Raw genomic sequence first — 16049 nt, 5'->3', positions numbered from 1 at the left:
CGAAACATTGGGACGGTAAGCAAGGTTCCAATGTTTCTAAAAGTATTGAATAGAGTGGGTTTATAGTTTTTCTGAGCTGGCAGCTATTCGGAGGTTCTCGATATAAATTTGTCAGTAAACATGTCTTTTTCTGTCAAAGGCTCCCACGGTAGTACTATAACAAATTGTGCACCATGCGGCTGTACATTGTTCGCACTTAGTGTGCCGCCCAAATGCTTGACCAAGTCTCGGCTTAATGCCAACCCCAGACCCAATCCTGTCGTACTACTTTCAGTATCACCGCGTGTAAAACGTTCAAATATTTGCTCTTCCATACCTGTAGGCAAGCCTTTGCCATTGTCGGTTACTGTTATTTGATAGCATAGCGATTTTTGATTGCGTTGAGAGTTTTGTTGTTGATCGAGGGTTGCTTGAATGTCAATAGTCGCATTATCTGGAGTATAGTTAATCGCGTTGGTCAATAGATTGTTTAAAATCCGCGATAAAATGAGCTCATCAGTATAGATAAAGTCTACTTCATGAGGAATGTCTATCTTAATCTGACGATTCTGTAGATAAGGTTCAAGTTGGCGTATGTTGCTGCCAATGATTTCCTCCAAACTCACCCATTGCTTATTTAGTTTCATGCCGCCAGATTGTAGCGCTACATAATCTAAAATGTTGATGACCAATCGTTGAATGACATTGGCTTGCTGTTCGATATCGACCGCCAGCTGTTTTTGTTCGTCGATTTTTAGGTTTTGTGTCGCAAGAGACGTTGCTAGTCCGGACAGTACGGTAATGGGCGTACGAATATCATGAGACAAGGCCGATAGTAATGATCCACGCAGACGTTCTGATTCCACTCTAATAAGGGCATTTTGTGCGACTTTTGCATAATGCACACGCTCCAAAGCCAAAGTGATTTGAGCAATGGCAACATCAAGTGTTCGTTGCTGCTCGGGCTGATTAAAATTGTCACTGTCTGTGGGTCTCAATGCTAATACGGCAAGGACATGACTGGAGGTAGCAAGCGCCCGATAGTGCATAGCGTTAGCAGGTAAGGTGTGAGTTGCTAGTCCCGCGCTTTCGTTGTGATTAAATACCCAGTGCGTCACATTCCAATTAAAATCTGATGGGACGCTTGTCTCTGAGACGATGTTCAGTTTACCATCGGCATTGGGCATAGCTATGATGGCTTTGCTAGCGATATGCTTGGTCAACCAAACAACAGATTGACTGATAATCTCGTCATTTTTGCGGGCGGCGCTTAAGTTTTGAGCCAAATGACTCATAGAAATAGCTTGTTGTTCACGTTTACGCGCACTCTGAGCTTGAAAGCGTAATCCCACTGCTAAATTATTAATGATTAATGAGACAACGAGCATGACGGCAAAGGTTACCAGATACTGTACATCGCTCACGCTAAAAGACAGCTTGGGCTCTACAAAAAACAAGTCAAAACTGATAACACTCAAAAGCGCGGCAAATATACCGGGCGCTCGTCCGAAGCGAACTGAAATGAAAACAATAACCAACAAATAAAGCATCACCACGTTCGCCAAATCGAACCAGCGAGTCAGCGCTACTAGGCTAACAGTGACGAGGGTACAACCCAATACGGCCATCAAATAACCAGTACGGTTGTCGGTCGAGGACAAGTCAGAGATATTCCAAAAAGGTATTTGGCGCTCGCCGGTCAGCTTTTTTTTCTTTTTAGTTTGGTTGACGAGTATCAAGTCTAAATTCAAATCTTGCGCTGAGATTTGCTTAACCAATGAGCCATTGTAATAAGATTTGCCTTGGTTCTGTCCAATAATAATGCGTCCAATATTGAATTGATGGGCATAACTGACTAAACCTTCAGCAACCGTAATGGCGCTGATGATTTCTGTTTTTGCGCCCAACTCGTCTGCTAAGCGTAACGCTTCTAACACGTTTTGCTTGTTTTGAGAGAGTTTATAAGGACTTCGCGGCGTCTCTACGTAAATCACATACCACTGAGAGTGTAAACTGCTAGCGAGTCTTGCGGCATGACGTATAAGGCGCTCACTGTGCTCTCGCGTGCTTATACCCACCAATAGCTGATCTGTTGTATTCCAAATGGAGGAGATGCGAGATTGATTGCGGTAGTCTCGCATATCCGCATCGACCAAATCAGCCGTTCGGCGCAAGGCCAGCTCTCGTAGAGCAATCAGGTTGCCTTTTCTAAAGAAATTTTTTATGGCGTGTTTTGCTTGGCTTGGAATGTATACCTTGCCTTCGTGCAGCCGTGCTAGTAGTTCATCGGCTGGCAAGTCGACCAAAACCACTTCATTTGCCTGATCAAAGAACCAGTCAGGGATGGTCTCTTGAACAACGACACCTGTGATTTGATTGACCACATCATTTAGGCTTTCTAAATGCTGAACATTGACAGTGGTATAAACGCTGATGCCTGCTTTTAGTAGCTCATTAACATCGTGCCAACGTTTTGGGTGCCGAGACCCAGGGACATTGCTGTGAGCCAGTTCATCTACCAGTAAAATATCTGGACAACGTGCTAAAGCACCATCAATATCGAACTCTGCTAATATTTGTCCTCGATACTCGAATTGACGTAAGGGCAGTATTGGTAATCCATCTAGCAATGCCGCTGTCTCACTGCGACCATGCGTCTCTACGATGCCGACTAAGACATTAAGTCCATGATCTTGATCTCTTTGAGCAGCAGAAAGCATGTCATAAGTCTTTCCAACGCCTGCTGAAGACCCAAAGAAGATTTTTAGTTTGCCTTTACTCAGCGTGTCTTCTTGCTGCTTTATTTGCTGTAATAAATCTTCTGGACTCGGTCGCTGATCACTCATGCTTATACTCACTTATCATGGCGCTCACTTATCATCATGCTCACTGCCTATTTCACTGTTTAAACTATTTAATGCCAGACAGCTCATCTAACGCTAAGTTTACAGCCAATACATTCACTCGCGGCTCACCGAACCAACCAAACTGGCGACCTTCAGTATTATCATCGACCACTTTTTGTACTTGTTCACTATTGATTCCCCGTATACGGGCAACTCTATTGACTTGCCACTGAGCTGCTGCTGGTGATATATGAGGATCCAAACCACTGCCCGACATCGTGACCAAATCAAGAGGGATAGGGGACGTATTCTGTGGATCAGCCCCCTTAAGTTTTTGTATTTGCGCCGCTACATTGTTTACTAACTCAGGATTCAGTGGACCTAAATTGCTGCCCGACGATTGGGCAGCGTCATAGCCATCTCCCGCAGCTGATGGGCGAGTCCACAGATATTCTGGCTGATCAAAGCGTTGACCGATTAGCGTCGAACCAACCAAGTTGCCGTTGCGTTCTATCAAGCTACCATTGGCTTTACTCGGCATTATTACTTGTGCGACTCCAGTCATTAATAAGGGATAGCATAAACCTAAAATGATAGCCAATGCTATAAATAATGACAGAGCGGGTTTGAGCATAGGCATACGTGTGGCCGTATGATCAAATTCAGAAATCCCATTATCATCAGCTTGTGAGTATTTTGAATCGACAGAAGGCGTAGGTTGCATAGAGTTGTTAGATTGCATAGTCGTTATCATCCGTATCGTTGTTATACTAAGTGCAATGCATTAATGAGCAGATCAATAAGTTTGATGCCGACAAAGGGTAAAATCAGTCCACCCAAGCCATATATCATCAAGTTGCGACGTAATAAATTGATGGCAGAGTCGGGTCTATAAGTGACGCCGCGCAGCGCCAAAGGAATAAGAAAGACAATAATCAAGGCATTAAAAATGATGGCGGACAAAATGGCGCTTTCGGGACTGCCTAATTGCATAATATCGAGCACACCAAGAGCAGGGTACGTACTGGCAAAGGCAGCGGGAATAATCGCAAAATATTTAGCGATATCGTTTGCAAGGCTAAAAGTCGTCAAGGCACCGCGAGTCATCAGCATCTGCTTACCGGTTTGTACCACTTCAATGAGCTTGGTCGGATTTGAATCCAAATCAACCATGTTGGCGGCTTCTTTGGCGGCTTGAGTACCACTATTCATAGCGACAGCAACATCGGCTTGTGCCAAAGAAGGCGCGTCATTGGTACCGTCTCCAGTCATGGCGACTAGCTTGCCTTGACGTTGGTAACTGCGGATTCTTTCTAGCTTCTGTTCTGGTGTGGCTTCTGCCATAAAGTCATCCACGCCTGCTTCAGCAGCAATAGCGGCAGCGGTTAGGGGGTTATCACCAGTGATCATAACGGTGGTAATGCCAATCTTGCGCAGTTCAGCAAACCGCTCTTTTATGCCGGATTTGACCACGTCTTTTAGCTCAATGACACCAAGTAGCTGCCCATTATCTGCAACAAGCAGCGGCGTACTACCACGACGAGCGACTTCTTCTACTTGTTGATTTAGATTATTAGGAAGTGTGCCGCCTTGGGTTTCAACCCATTTTACGATGGCATCAAAAGCGCCTTTACGAATACAACGCTCGTCGATATCAGTCCCACTCATACGTGTCTGCGCGGTAAAATCAATCGTCTCAAATGGACGAGATTTCCACATATTTTCGTCAATATCAAAGCGACTTTGCGCAAGCTTGACAATACTGCGACCTTCTGGTGTCTCATCCGTTAATGAACTGATGAGCGCTACTTCAGCAAGCTGGCTTTCTGTCACCCCTTGAGCAGGTATGAATAGCGCTGCTTGTCGATTTCCGTAAGTAATGGTACCGGTTTTATCAAGTAGCAAAACATCGACATCACCTGCCGCTTCTACTGCACGACCAGAGGTCGCGATGACATTGGCTTGCATCATACGGCTCATACCTGCAACGCCAATGGCTGATAATAGACCACCAATGGTTGTCGGTATCAAACAGACCAATAGTGCTACCAACACTACAATAGATATTGGCTCGCCATTGCCCGAAGACAGCACGGCAAACTGTGAAAAGGGTAATAAGGTGACACATACCATCAAAAATATCAGGGTCAGTGCCACTAACAAGATAGTCAATGCGATCTCATTAGGGGTCTTGGTACGTTTTGCGCCTTCTACCAAGGCAATCATACGATCCAAAAACCCTTGCCCTGGGGCTTGAGTGATACGAATCATCAACCAGTCGGACAACACTTTGGTGCCACCAGTCACCGCATTAAAATCGCCACCGCTTTCGCGAATGACGGGTGCCGACTCGCCAGTAATCGCCGACTCATCAACGGAGGCCAGACCTTCTATTACTTCACCATCGGCAGGAATGATTTCGCCTGCATTGACTAACACGATGTCATCTTGGTTAAGGTCAGTTGCCTGAATCATAGTAGGGTCTGACTGCCTATCGGCGCTAGTAAGTCTGCGAGCTTGCACATCTTGACGCGCTTGTTTTAGGCTGGCGGCTTGGGCTTTGCTGCGACCTTCCGCCAAGGCTTCAGCAAAATTTGCGAACAACAGCGTAAACCACAACCAAAACGTAATCGCTAAGGTAAAACCAACGCCCGCTTGTGACTGAACCAACATAGTAATGGCTAGAATGCTCGTAAGCAGTGAGCCGACATAAACGACGAACATCACTGGATTGCGCCATTGGACTCTTGGGTCAAGCTTGAGTAAGGCGTCTTTTAGAGCGGGTTTGATCAAGGCAGGATCAAGAATTCCTTGAGCCGGTCTTTTAGGGGTGCCTGAGTTATTAGGGTCTTGCTGTGATTGTAATCTTGTAGCCTGCATATTAGGATCTGATATCACGCTCATGTTTGTGTTCCTCACATAATCATAAAATGGGTCGATTCATTGCTAGGGATAGAGTTAATCTATAAGTAGATAAATAACTCGCGTAGTGTTAACCAACAATAAAGTGGTTAGCCTCCCAACATCCAAATCTGCTCTATGATAGGGCCGAGCGCTAAAGCAGGTACAAAGGTCAGTGCGCCAATCATGAGTACAGTACCGACTAAAAGTCCCACAAACAAAGGCGTCGTGGTAGGCAGGGTCCCGCTATTAACTTCTAGTCTGGGTTTTTTGGCCAACGAGCCAGCCAAAGCCAATACAGGAATAATCACGCCAAAGCGTCCAACCAGCATAGAGATGCCAAGCATGACGTTATAAAAGATAGAGTTAGCGCCTAAGCCTGCAAACGCTGAACCATTGTTGTTGGCAGCGGAACTGAAGGCGTAGAGCACTTCACTAAAACCATGTGCACCAGGATTGAAAATGCCAGCTTGACCAGAAGGCGTCATCACACTGATTGCAGTGCCGAGTAGTACCATGAGCGGCGCGGCCAATAGCGCCAATACAACCATTTTCATCTCAAAAGGTTCGATTTTTTTGCCAAGATATTCAGGCGTACGGCCAATCATGAGGCCTGAAACAAATACCGCCAATATGGCGAAGAGCAACATGCCATAAAGACCTGCGCCCACACCGCCAAATACGACTTCACCCAATTGCATCTGTAGCATGGTGCTAAGACTGCCAAGGGGCGTGAATGAATCGTGCATCGCATTTACCGCGCCACATGATGCCGCCGTCGTGATAGTGGCAAACAGCGACGAGGCCACAATACCGAAACGTACTTCTTTACCTTCCATGTTGCCGCTCACGCTGGCATCAGTAATTCCTTGAACTTGCGCTGCTAACCAAGGATTGCCAGCAAGCTCACTACTAACGGTTAAGGAGTACATGCCCACGAACAGAACAGTCATCGCACCCAAAATGGCCAAACCTTGTTTTAGGTTGCCGCTTATCTTGCCAAGACAAAAACAAAGCGCGGTTGGAATCAAAAAGATGGCCAACATTTGAATAAAGTTAGAAAGAGGCGTGGGGTTCTCAAATGGGTGAGCGGAGTTGGTATTAAAGAATCCGCCACCATTGGTGCCTAGCATCTTAATGGCTTCTTGTGAGGCCACAGGACCCAATGCAATCGTTTGGGTGTCGCCTTGTAGCGTTTGTACATCCATATACGTTGATAGCGTTTGTATGACACCTTGACTCATTAACATCACTGCTATAATTGCAGCTATTGGCAGTAGGATATAAATATTACAACGCCATAAGTCTATCCAAGCATTACCCAAATGAGCGCTTTGCTTGAGCACCAAGCCCCGCATTAAGGCAAAAGCCACCACGATACCCGTTGCCGCAGACAAAAAGTTTTGTAAGGACATACCCATCATTTGCGTCAGGTAGCTCATGCTACTTTCACCGCCATAAGCCTGCCAATTGGTATTGGTCATGAAACTGACGGCGGTGTTCATGGCTAAGTCCCAAGTGATGCCTGTCATATTTGCTGGGTTGAGCGGTAAGCGTCCTTGCGCCAATTGCAAAATAAACAACGCCACAAATCCAATGACATTAAATAAAACGATGGCTAGCGCATATTGCTTCCAATTCATACCAAAAGCATGATTGCCCTTGTTATCTCGTCCAATCATGCCAAATACATTAAAGATGCGTGACTCAAGGGCAGAGACAGGTGCTTGCATCCTTTGGAGCATATAACCTGATAAAAAATATCCTAAAACAAACAAAATAAGCAGGTATATAACCAGCTGTGATAGTGCATACATTGTCATCAGAATGCCTCCGGTTTAATCAGTACATATAACAAATATATGAATAAACCGAGGGCGAGAAACCCAGCAAAAACGTCCATAACACTCTCCCAAATAATAATGAAGATCCGCTATGAATAGTGAGTCGGCAGTGATAATAGGACACAAGGATTAGCATGACGCTCGCTGATATTTGACGAGCATCTGTCACTTGGTTTTTATACGTCTATATCGCTTACCAGATATTCATTTACTGATCATTTATTGATTGAGACAGTATGCCAAGAGGGGTATAAAAGTGTTGTCAAGATAACGAGGTGAGATATAAAGAAAGTATAAAGACGAAGATGAGAGGGGGATGTCTTCAACTGTTTGGCGAACATGGTTGCTACTTAGAAAACCTAATACAAATCTACAGACACAAAAAAACCCCAAACAAAGTTATGTTTGAGGCGAAACTTGCTTAAACTCGTAAGTTTAAATTTGTTTTAAATATGGCGCAGCGGACGGGACTCGAACCCGCGACCCCCGGCGTGACAGGCCGGTATTCTAACCAACTGAACTACCGCTGCTTAGGTCGTTTTAGCTTGTTTTACCACCTAGCTAAATGAGTGGTGGGTGATGACGGATTCGAACCGCCGACATTCTGCGTGTAAGGCAGACGCTCTACCAACTGAGCTAATCACCCTGAGAACCGTTAAAAAATTGCAGTGCAATTTTAGGTTCGCAAGAGAATTTTCCTTAAAGGGAAAATTCTAGAAACTTCACACCTTTAATTGGTTTGAAAAGTTTCCTTAAAATCTAGCCAATTAAGATTGTCACCTCTTAATCAACTTTCACAGAAGCTAACTCAACTAAGTCCCCTTGCTGTGGGTGTGTATTATATAGATTTACGTATGGCTGTCAAACGATATTTTAATGATTTTAGCAAATAATTAAACCCATATCTTTAATTGTATTATTTACAATGGCTTAAGCTAGGCTTTTATTAGAGCTACTGGCAAGACATTTATCAATGTTCTCTATTGTTTGATGGTCAAAAGCTACTATACTATTGAGATTTTATATTATTGATACTTTATGAATTACGCGATATTTTATCTTGATCGACGGAGGCAGGCATAGATACTTTTACTCTTGAAAAAACCTTTACCACATGGTCATGGGGAGACTTTGCTGGGCTGGGTTTGGTATTTCATATTGTTCTGATGATCGTAATGACGCTACGGATTGTAACGGTGCAGCGCAATATTGGAGTGTCGATTGCTTGGGTCGCTGTACTATACACCTTACCTCTTTTTGGATTCATCGCTTACCTTTTGCTGGGTGAGCCCATGATTGGTCGGCGTTATCGTGAACGAGTAGATCAAGCCAATCTAATGATGAATGATATGGCGCGACGCGAGCATTTGGTGTTTGATCAAGGACAGGAGTTATTGCCTGCCAATTATCGCGGTGTCAGCCAGATAGGCACGCGCTGGACAGGCCTTGGTGTGTTTCCTGAGCATCATATGCAGTTACTGACGGATCCGAACACTATTTTTCAAAGCTTGATTAAAGATATAAATGCAGCTCAGCGTATTATTCTCATGGAGTTTTATATTGTTTATCCTAAGGGGCAAGTATTAGAGGTGATGGATGCGTTAGCAGCGGCTGCGCAGCGCGGCGTAGAGTGCCATATATTGGCGGATAGTGTGGGAAGCTTTAGCTTTTTTAACAGCAGCGCGCACCGCTCGCTAGAGAAATCAGGTGTTTTCGTTCATCAGTCGCTGCCAGTGGGGCTGTTTAAGACGTTATTTAAACGTTCAGATTTGCGTAATCATCGCAAACTTGTGGTCTTCGATGAGTGTATTGGTTATATCGGTAGCTTTAATTTGGTTGATCCAAAGTTTTTTAAACAAAATAAAAATGTTGGCCAGTGGATCGATGTAGCAATACGTACGACCAGCCCTCAGTCTATTAGTATTACTACAGCCATGGCAGTCGTGGTGGCGACAGATATCGGTGCTGAAAACAACGACAATCTAAATGCGCTTCATCATCGAGTCAATAGTTATACTCGTAAGCTATACGTGATGGATCCAACGATTAACGATCTAAACAGTCGGGTTAAAGTATTGGGTAGCAATATGGATAACCATGAGCAGCCAGACATTGGCTCGACATCGATTGTGATACCTAAGATGCCAGTCGTAGAAGGGGTCTTGGCACAGCTGATACCTTCAGCACCGCAAGTAACTGCGCATGTAATTTATAATACATTGGTCACAGTTATTCATCGCGCCAATAAACGCATTTGCATGACCACGCCATATTTTGTCCCTGATGAAGCGCTATCAGGAGCGCTCATGATAGCAGCCAAGCGCGGGGTTGAGGTAACACTGATTGTCCCTGAGAAAGTCGATTCTTTTCTTGTGCAGCATGCATCACAAGCCTACTATCAAGAATTGCTGGAGGCTGGCGTGACTATTGCCTTGTTTAAAGGGGGGCTGCTACATACAAAAACGGTGGTCATCGATGATGATTATTGTCTGTTTGGCACGGTCAATATTGATATGCGCAGTTTTTATCTGAATATGGAAGTTAGCTTAGCCATTTATACACCAGAGATGGTCGCGCAAGTGTCTGATTGTCAAGAAGTTTACTTGCAAAATTGCCGGTTTTTAGGTTTGGAAGAGTGGCAGCAACGTCATGGTTCTGCGCATTTATTTGATAATGTGGTGCGTCTGTTTAGTCCTTTATTGTAGCGCTGCAAATTTTAGGTTAAGGTAACCTAGTAACCTAAACTTTGTTTTATGATTACGACGTTTATGATTACGACAATTTTATCGTCAGTTTAAAATAAAAGAGCTGTGCAAAAAAACGTTCTGTTGGTACAAACTTTCTCGCTTGCTATGACGTTACGGACAGCGGCTTCGAAAAATTCATCCCAGCAGTACTGTACTCTTCTTAAATTAAATCGACTATATTCTCAGTTTATTGACAAAAAGGACAGGTTTGTCTATGTCTGCATCGCTCTTGACGCCACTTGATTATATCGCAGCAGGGTATTGGCAAGATTTTTTAGCTGAGCGTCCTATCGCAGGTGGTATAGCATATGAAGCTGAGCTCCGCAGTTGCGTGTTGGATGAGTCGCTGGCAAGTTTGCAGCGTATAGATACACTATTGTCGCAGATACGCCGTGACATGATTAAAGTAGGTCAGTGGCATGAAGAGACGATACTGGTCGATGAACGTTATCGTAACTTTATGGTATTTTTGGCGTTTTACGCAGGACGAGTCTTGGCACGTCAATGGCAAAAATCGCCGCATTGGTATGGTCAATTCGAGCTACGTAAGCGTTATCCTCATTTATCATTAATAACTGATGATTTTTATCAACATATGGCAGTCGTCTATCGTGACGATGTTGAGAGCAATGCCGATACGTCTGTATTTTTTGCCTTAGAACCAATAGGATTGCGTCTGTTTGGTCATATCGATCGACCGTTTGAGGCAGTGCAGGGCGGTCAGGTAGCAAGCGGCCTATATCAAGCAGTCAATACAAGATTGCCAAATGCCAACGATGTCTCAGCCATCGAAACCGTCGCCCACAATACGATTCAAAATATTGATATCAGCAAAAATACGGATATCCATTTAAAGACTGAAGCATCAATAAATACTGGTCCGCTGTCAGAAAAATCATTAAAAAAACTAACAGATGACATAGTGGTCAACGAAGTATTAGAGAATACTGATGTAGCCAAACAAGACAGTCATACAACACCTCAACTAGCTCACGCTGAGACCCTGCTGGCCAATACGTCCTCAGACGCAGACAACCTTATATTGACCAAACCAGCCCCTTCTTTAAAAATATCGCCCACACCAGAGATGTTCACACAGCTGCTGACAGAGCTAGATGAGATTATCGTGGTTCAAACAGCTCATAATACCGAATACCAGCAAGCTTGCGACGTATTGGACCAATTTGAGCGGCATATTGCCAAGCAAGATAAACCCCGTATGCAAATTGTGTTTTCAGAAAGTCATTTGGCTGCAAAAAAGCAAGCGTTATTAAAGCTCCAAAGAGCGGCGAATGCTGGCAATACCGCAGCCATGTTGCGCTTGGCAATGTATCAGTTACTTGGTGAAGGCTTGACTGTTGATGATATTGCTGAGAAAGAATCAGGGGCTGAGTGGGTCAAGCAAGCCGCTAGTAAAGATGACAGTCGCGCTCAGCGTCTTTTAAGCAAGATGTACTATCAAGGAGTAGGCGTCGCACAAGACATAGAAAATGGTCAGTACTGGCTCACGCAAGCCGCCAAAAATGGTCATGTTGAAGCTGCCGATTTGGTCGTGCATTGGCAGCAGGCACAAGAGTTGATAAGCACACAAAAACAAGAACAGCACAGCATCAAACGTTATCAAATACTGCTTGGTGCGGTGACCGTGATAGCAATATTGATATTGTTTCTCGTCTGACCCCTTTTATAGTACGTCGCTTTTAAAAGCTTATTGTTACGCGTTAAATTCAGGTAGAATTGGCGCATTTTTTACTGTTGTCTCTTTATCATTTAATCATTACTAATCTAGGCTGCTTCATGCCATCTTCTCATACCCCTTCTGATTGTTCTTCAAAGTCGTCTGATATTGAATCGTTGTCCAGCCGCACTTTTTCCGCGCCGCCTTTCTATTACCAGTTTGGTATTGGATTACTTAAGCCTCTATATCGCGTACAAGTATGGCGACGCTCACACAAGCGCGACTATTACCAACGAGAAGTTGAGCAACGGTTTGGTAAAAATTATCCTGCCCGTCCATCGGTTGACTCTATGCTTGATACCAATTCGCCTTATGCTAACAAAGGCGTGATCTGGTGCCATGCTGTTTCATTGGGTGAGACCAATACGGTTGCACCTTTGTTAGATGCATTATTGGCTGATGGGTATCAGATATGGCTAACCAATACCACGCAGACAGGGTTTGCCCGCGGTGCCAGTCGTTTCGCGGATGAGATTGATCAAGGTCGCATGAGTCACAGTTACGTACCTGTAGATAGCCCTAGCGTGATTGAGAAGTTCTTGGCGCATGTGCAGCCCGTTGCGGCTTTGTTTGTAGAGACAGAGCTTTGGGCAAATATCTTAACCAAACTCTCTGAACATCGCATTCCCAGCGTGTTAGTCAATGGTCGTTTGTCAGCGTCTTCTTTTAAGAGTTATCAAAAAATCGCTGCGGTCAGTGCCAGTATGATGAAAAACCTGACATTAATCATTGCGCAAGACAATGAATCGGCAAAACGCTTTCGCCAATTGGGCGCGCATAGCGCACAAATTCGTGTGGCTGGCTCGTTAAAATGGGTAATCAATACTCCTAAAGCTATGGACGAAATTGTTGATGAAGTGGTTCATATAGAGCATGGAAATACACAAAAACCTGATATAACAAACCAACAAACCGAACTGGCAAAAAAGCTTGGAATAGCAGGTCGAAAGATTTGGGTAGCAGCAAGCACGCACAGTGGCGAAGAAGAAACAGCGTTGGCGCTACATAAGCAACTGTTGTCCAACTCTACACTGGCCGATACGCTATTGATCATCGTGCCCAGACACCCAGAGCGTTTCGACGAAGTGGCGGAGCTTATCCAAAACACGGCATTAAAAATGGCACGGCGTAGTACAGAAGAAACCATTGATGCAGACACGCAAGTTTATCTGGCTGATAGCATGGGTGAGCTCATGACGTGGTACACCTTGGCCGATGTGGCGCTGGTAGGCGGCTCGTTGGTGGATATTGGCGGACACAATCCTGTTGAGCCTGCAAGTGTGGCAACGCCTGTAATAATGGGGCGCTACACTCAGTCTTGTCAGAATGTGGTCGATAAATTGTCTGAGGTAGGGGCACTGTATCAGCCGAACAATGCGTTTTATCATCCTGCTACTAAAAAAAACGTGGCAACAGGTGGCGTTGTTGGTAACAGTAAACAGATAGACGTGCACAATACATCAAACGTCAATAAAAACTCCTCTCGCAAACCGTCTTCTAAAGATGAGGACAGCACGCTTATTTATCAGCAGCTTGTGTCTTGGCTTGATCATCTTGAATTGGCAAAACTGGCGGGACAAGCTGGTGCGCAGATGACGAAGCAGCAGCAAGCGGTATTGCCTCGTCAACTTACCATGATTACTGAGGTGATCGAAAAACACTCAAGCTCAAAGACGTCATGAATTGTATTTTGCTACCGGCAGCCAACTTCTCAAACGATACGGCTCAAATAATTGCTTTACCGCAAATCACTCATGTGACTGACGTGTTGGTGGCAGCTGTCGGTGAGCCGCTCAAGATTGGTCAAATAGGTGGTCATTTGGGTACGGCAATCATTGATGACATAAAACCTGATCGCATTCAATTGCGTGAGGTTACCTTGAGAATGCCGCCGCCGCCCAAACTGGACTTGACCGTGGTATTGGCATTACCACGGCCAAAAGTGCTGCGGCGTTTGATCATGGATATGACAGCGCTTGGCGTACGCGATATCATTCTTATCAATAGTTACCGCACCCAAAAAAGCTATTGGCAAAGCCCGATGCTTGCACGCCTCGATGAATTTGTATTAGAGGGGCTACAACAAGGCGTTGATACGATAATGCCTCGCATTAGCCTGCAAAAACGCTTTAAACCTTTTGTGGAAGACGAATTGGCGCGTTTGATGACTGATCGCGCTATCGTGGCTCATCCTTATGGTGCGCAGTCACTTGCCCAGTATTTAAAAAAACAGTATTTAAAAAACCAGCGTCTGCAAAATCAGTCGGTATCAACTTTGCCCAGTTTGGTCTGTATCGGTGCTGAAGGCGGCTGGATTGATTATGAGATAGAGCTGCTAGCCTCGCAAGGTTGTGAAGCCGTGCATATAGGCCCACGCATACTACGTACCGAGGCAGCAGTGAATGCGCTATTGGGACAATGGCTATTGTAAGGTAGGATTATCTATCGACAATCCGATGATAAATTCTACAAAAATATTAATAGTAAGAGCGATATATTCGACTTCTTAATGGTCAAATACAAAGAGGATTCTGAAGGTTTTTAATGGCAAACAAATTTATTGATAATTACTCTCATTTACATTAGTATGTTATTTTTATATTTTTTGGTTTTATCCGTTTTAATAATGAGTAATCAATTCAGTCAATAGCCAGCCAGCTATGTTTGACACTTTATTTCATCTTTTATAGCACTATTATGGGGAAACCATGTCATTGAATGCCATCACCGCTACTTTAACGTCCAGTAAACTTATCTTACCTGTTGCCGTATTTGGCGTAATGCTTGGGCTTAGTGGATGCAATAATTCATCTACGACGGAAGAGAGCGGGGCGGCAGAAACAGCGGCAGCGGCGACTGGTGCCGAAGAAGGCGCTACTACCGAAGCTGCTGCTAATACTGACAGTCACACGGTTACTATCTACTCTTCACGTAATGAGCAATTAATCAAACCTTTGCTAGATCGTTATACTGAAAAAACAGGCGTGAAGGTTGAGCTGGTTACGGACAGTATTGGCCCATTATTAGCACGTCTAAAAGCTGAAGGTCAGAATACGCCAGCTGATATGTTATTGACGGTTGACGCCGGTAATTTATGGCAAGCGGCACAAGAAGGCCTCCTTCAACCAGTGGCATCAGAAGTGTTAGAAAAAAATGTCCCTGCAAAATATCGTGATCCAAAAGGCCAATGGACAGGCCTATCATTGCGCGCCCGTACTATCTTCTATGACCCAAGCAAAGTCAACGCCGACCAATTATCGACTTATGCAGATTTGGCGGATCCAAAGTGGAAAGGCAAGCTATGCCTACGCAGCTCTAAAAAGGTCTATAACCAATCCCTTGTAGCAAGCATGATAGAGCATTTGGGCGCAGAAAAAACCGAAGCCGTCATCCGTGGGTGGGTTGATAATCTGGCCACTGATGTGTTCAGTGATGACACCGCGTTGTTGGAGGCGATCGCTGCTGGTCAATGTGAAGTTGGTATTGCCAATAGTTATTATTATGGTCGTTTACTGGATGAAAAACCAACTTTCCCTGTGAAGTTATTTTGGGCAAACCAAGGCACCACTGGGACGCATACAAATATTTCGGGAGCAGGTGTGGTTGCCAGCTCAGACAACCCAGATGGGACGCTTAAACTTATAGAATGGCTATCGTCTGATGAAGCACAGGGTATTTATGCCAGCTCAGACAAAGAATTCCCAGTCAAACAAGGCGTCGACGAGTCAGAAATGCTCAGATCATGGGGTCAGTTCAAAAAAGACGACATTAACGTGCAGAAGTTTGGTGAGCTACAAACCCAAGCAATTCAATTGATGGACAAGGCTGGGTATAAATAGAGAGCTGCTAGTCATTGTGGTTTATAAATGGTCATTTATACCAATCTCGAAGACAACGGTCGTTAATAAATAGGTTTTTATAGTGACCGCTGATTAGTTAAATAAGTGTTTAAATAAGTGTGATGAAGCTTATCAAATACTTGGGTCTGGTATAA

10 protein-coding genes and 2 tRNA genes are annotated in these 16049 nt (G+C 44.5%); 5 read left to right on the top strand and 7 right to left on the bottom strand.

Annotation, left to right across the window (positions count from 1 at the left end; genetic code table 11):
* Window positions 1-83: 83 nt before the first annotated feature.
* The 7 genes from ACT3TH_RS01930 to ACT3TH_RS01900 all read right to left on the bottom strand — a co-directional run bounded on the left by ACT3TH_RS01930 (window position 84) and on the right by ACT3TH_RS01900 (window position 8216).
* Entirely contained in the window at window positions 84-2825 is a 2742-nt protein-coding gene (locus ACT3TH_RS01930; protein ID WP_444754160.1) for a DUF4118 domain-containing protein, read from the bottom strand.
* A 64-nt stretch (window positions 2826-2889) separates the two neighbouring features.
* The gene (gene kdpC / locus ACT3TH_RS01925; protein WP_444754159.1) at window positions 2890-3567 is read right to left on the bottom strand and encodes a potassium-transporting ATPase subunit KdpC; all 678 of its coding nucleotides are present in this window, start codon (window positions 3565-3567) and stop codon (window positions 2890-2892) included.
* Window positions 3568-3590: 23 nt separating this feature from the next.
* Entirely contained in the window at window positions 3591-5729 is a 2139-nt protein-coding gene (kdpB, locus tag ACT3TH_RS01920) for a potassium-transporting ATPase subunit KdpB (RefSeq protein ID WP_444754158.1), read from the bottom strand.
* Between the two features lie 107 nt (window positions 5730-5836).
* Window positions 5837-7549 carry a potassium-transporting ATPase subunit KdpA gene (kdpA, locus tag ACT3TH_RS01915; RefSeq protein ID WP_444754157.1) on the bottom strand — a complete coding sequence of 571 codons (1713 nt, stop codon included), beginning with the start codon at window positions 7547-7549 and terminating at the stop codon, window positions 5837-5839.
* Window positions 7549-7629 (bottom strand): K(+)-transporting ATPase subunit F, encoded by an 81-nt coding sequence (kdpF, locus tag ACT3TH_RS01910; protein WP_444754269.1) that lies wholly within the window; start codon window positions 7627-7629, stop codon window positions 7549-7551. The genes kdpA and kdpF overlap by 1 nt, the downstream gene beginning before the upstream one ends.
* Before the next feature lie 394 nt (window positions 7630-8023).
* Window positions 8024-8100: transfer RNA gene (locus ACT3TH_RS01905), tRNA-Asp, on the bottom strand.
* A gap of 40 nt (window positions 8101-8140) precedes the next feature.
* Window positions 8141-8216 (bottom strand) — tRNA-Val (locus ACT3TH_RS01900).
* A gap of 433 nt (window positions 8217-8649) precedes the next feature.
* Between ACT3TH_RS01900 and ACT3TH_RS01895 the strand changes: the two genes are divergently transcribed.
* From ACT3TH_RS01895 to ACT3TH_RS01875, 5 genes are all read left to right on the top strand, one after another.
* A complete protein-coding gene (locus tag ACT3TH_RS01895) occupies window positions 8650-10275 on the top strand; it encodes a cardiolipin synthase (RefSeq protein ID WP_444754268.1) in 1626 nt (541 codons plus the stop codon).
* Window positions 10276-10531: 256 nt separating this feature from the next.
* On the top strand, window positions 10532-11995 hold the full coding sequence (locus tag ACT3TH_RS01890; protein WP_444754156.1) for a tetratricopeptide repeat protein: 1464 nt from the start codon (window positions 10532-10534) through the stop codon (window positions 11993-11995).
* A gap of 119 nt (window positions 11996-12114) precedes the next feature.
* Window positions 12115-13737, top strand: a complete 1623-nt coding sequence (locus ACT3TH_RS01885; protein WP_444754155.1) for a 3-deoxy-D-manno-octulosonic acid transferase — start codon at window positions 12115-12117, stop codon at window positions 13735-13737.
* Window positions 13734-14486, top strand: a complete 753-nt coding sequence (locus ACT3TH_RS01880; RefSeq protein ID WP_444754154.1) for a 16S rRNA (uracil(1498)-N(3))-methyltransferase — start codon at window positions 13734-13736, stop codon at window positions 14484-14486. Before ACT3TH_RS01885 ends, ACT3TH_RS01880 begins: the two co-directional genes overlap by 4 nt.
* Window positions 14487-14763: 277 nt before the next feature.
* Window positions 14764-15894 (top strand): Fe(3+) ABC transporter substrate-binding protein, encoded by a 1131-nt coding sequence (locus ACT3TH_RS01875; protein ID WP_444754153.1) that lies wholly within the window; start codon window positions 14764-14766, stop codon window positions 15892-15894.
* Window positions 15895-16049 lie beyond the last annotated feature (155 nt).

Source organism: Psychrobacter sp. AOP22-C1-C5 (assembly GCF_052378885.1).
GTDB lineage: Bacteria > Pseudomonadota > Gammaproteobacteria > Pseudomonadales > Moraxellaceae > Psychrobacter.
This window is presented reverse-complemented; position numbering and strand designations above follow the sequence as displayed.

Bases quoted from the DNA above. Each gene is read 5' to 3' on its own strand.
- ACT3TH_RS01930 (WP_444754160.1), bottom strand. From the start codon at position 2,825: ATGAGTGATCAGCGACCGAGTCCAGAAGATTTATTACAGCAAATAAAG.
- kdpC (WP_444754159.1), bottom strand. From the start codon at position 3,567: ATGCAATCTAACAACTCTATGCAACCTACGCCTTCTGTCGATTCAAAA.
- kdpB (WP_444754158.1), bottom strand. From the start codon at position 5,729: ATGAGCGTGATATCAGATCCTAATATGCAGGCTACAAGATTACAATCA.
- kdpA (WP_444754157.1), bottom strand. From the start codon at position 7,549: ATGACAATGTATGCACTATCACAGCTGGTTATATACCTGCTTATTTTG.
- kdpF (WP_444754269.1), bottom strand. From the start codon at position 7,629: ATGGACGTTTTTGCTGGGTTTCTCGCCCTCGGTTTATTCATATATTTG.
- ACT3TH_RS01890 (WP_444754156.1), top strand. From the start codon at position 10,532: ATGTCTGCATCGCTCTTGACGCCACTTGATTATATCGCAGCAGGGTAT.
- ACT3TH_RS01885 (WP_444754155.1), top strand. From the start codon at position 12,115: ATGCCATCTTCTCATACCCCTTCTGATTGTTCTTCAAAGTCGTCTGAT.
- ACT3TH_RS01880 (WP_444754154.1), top strand. From the start codon at position 13,734: ATGAATTGTATTTTGCTACCGGCAGCCAACTTCTCAAACGATACGGCT.
- ACT3TH_RS01875 (WP_444754153.1), top strand. From the start codon at position 14,764: ATGTCATTGAATGCCATCACCGCTACTTTAACGTCCAGTAAACTTATC.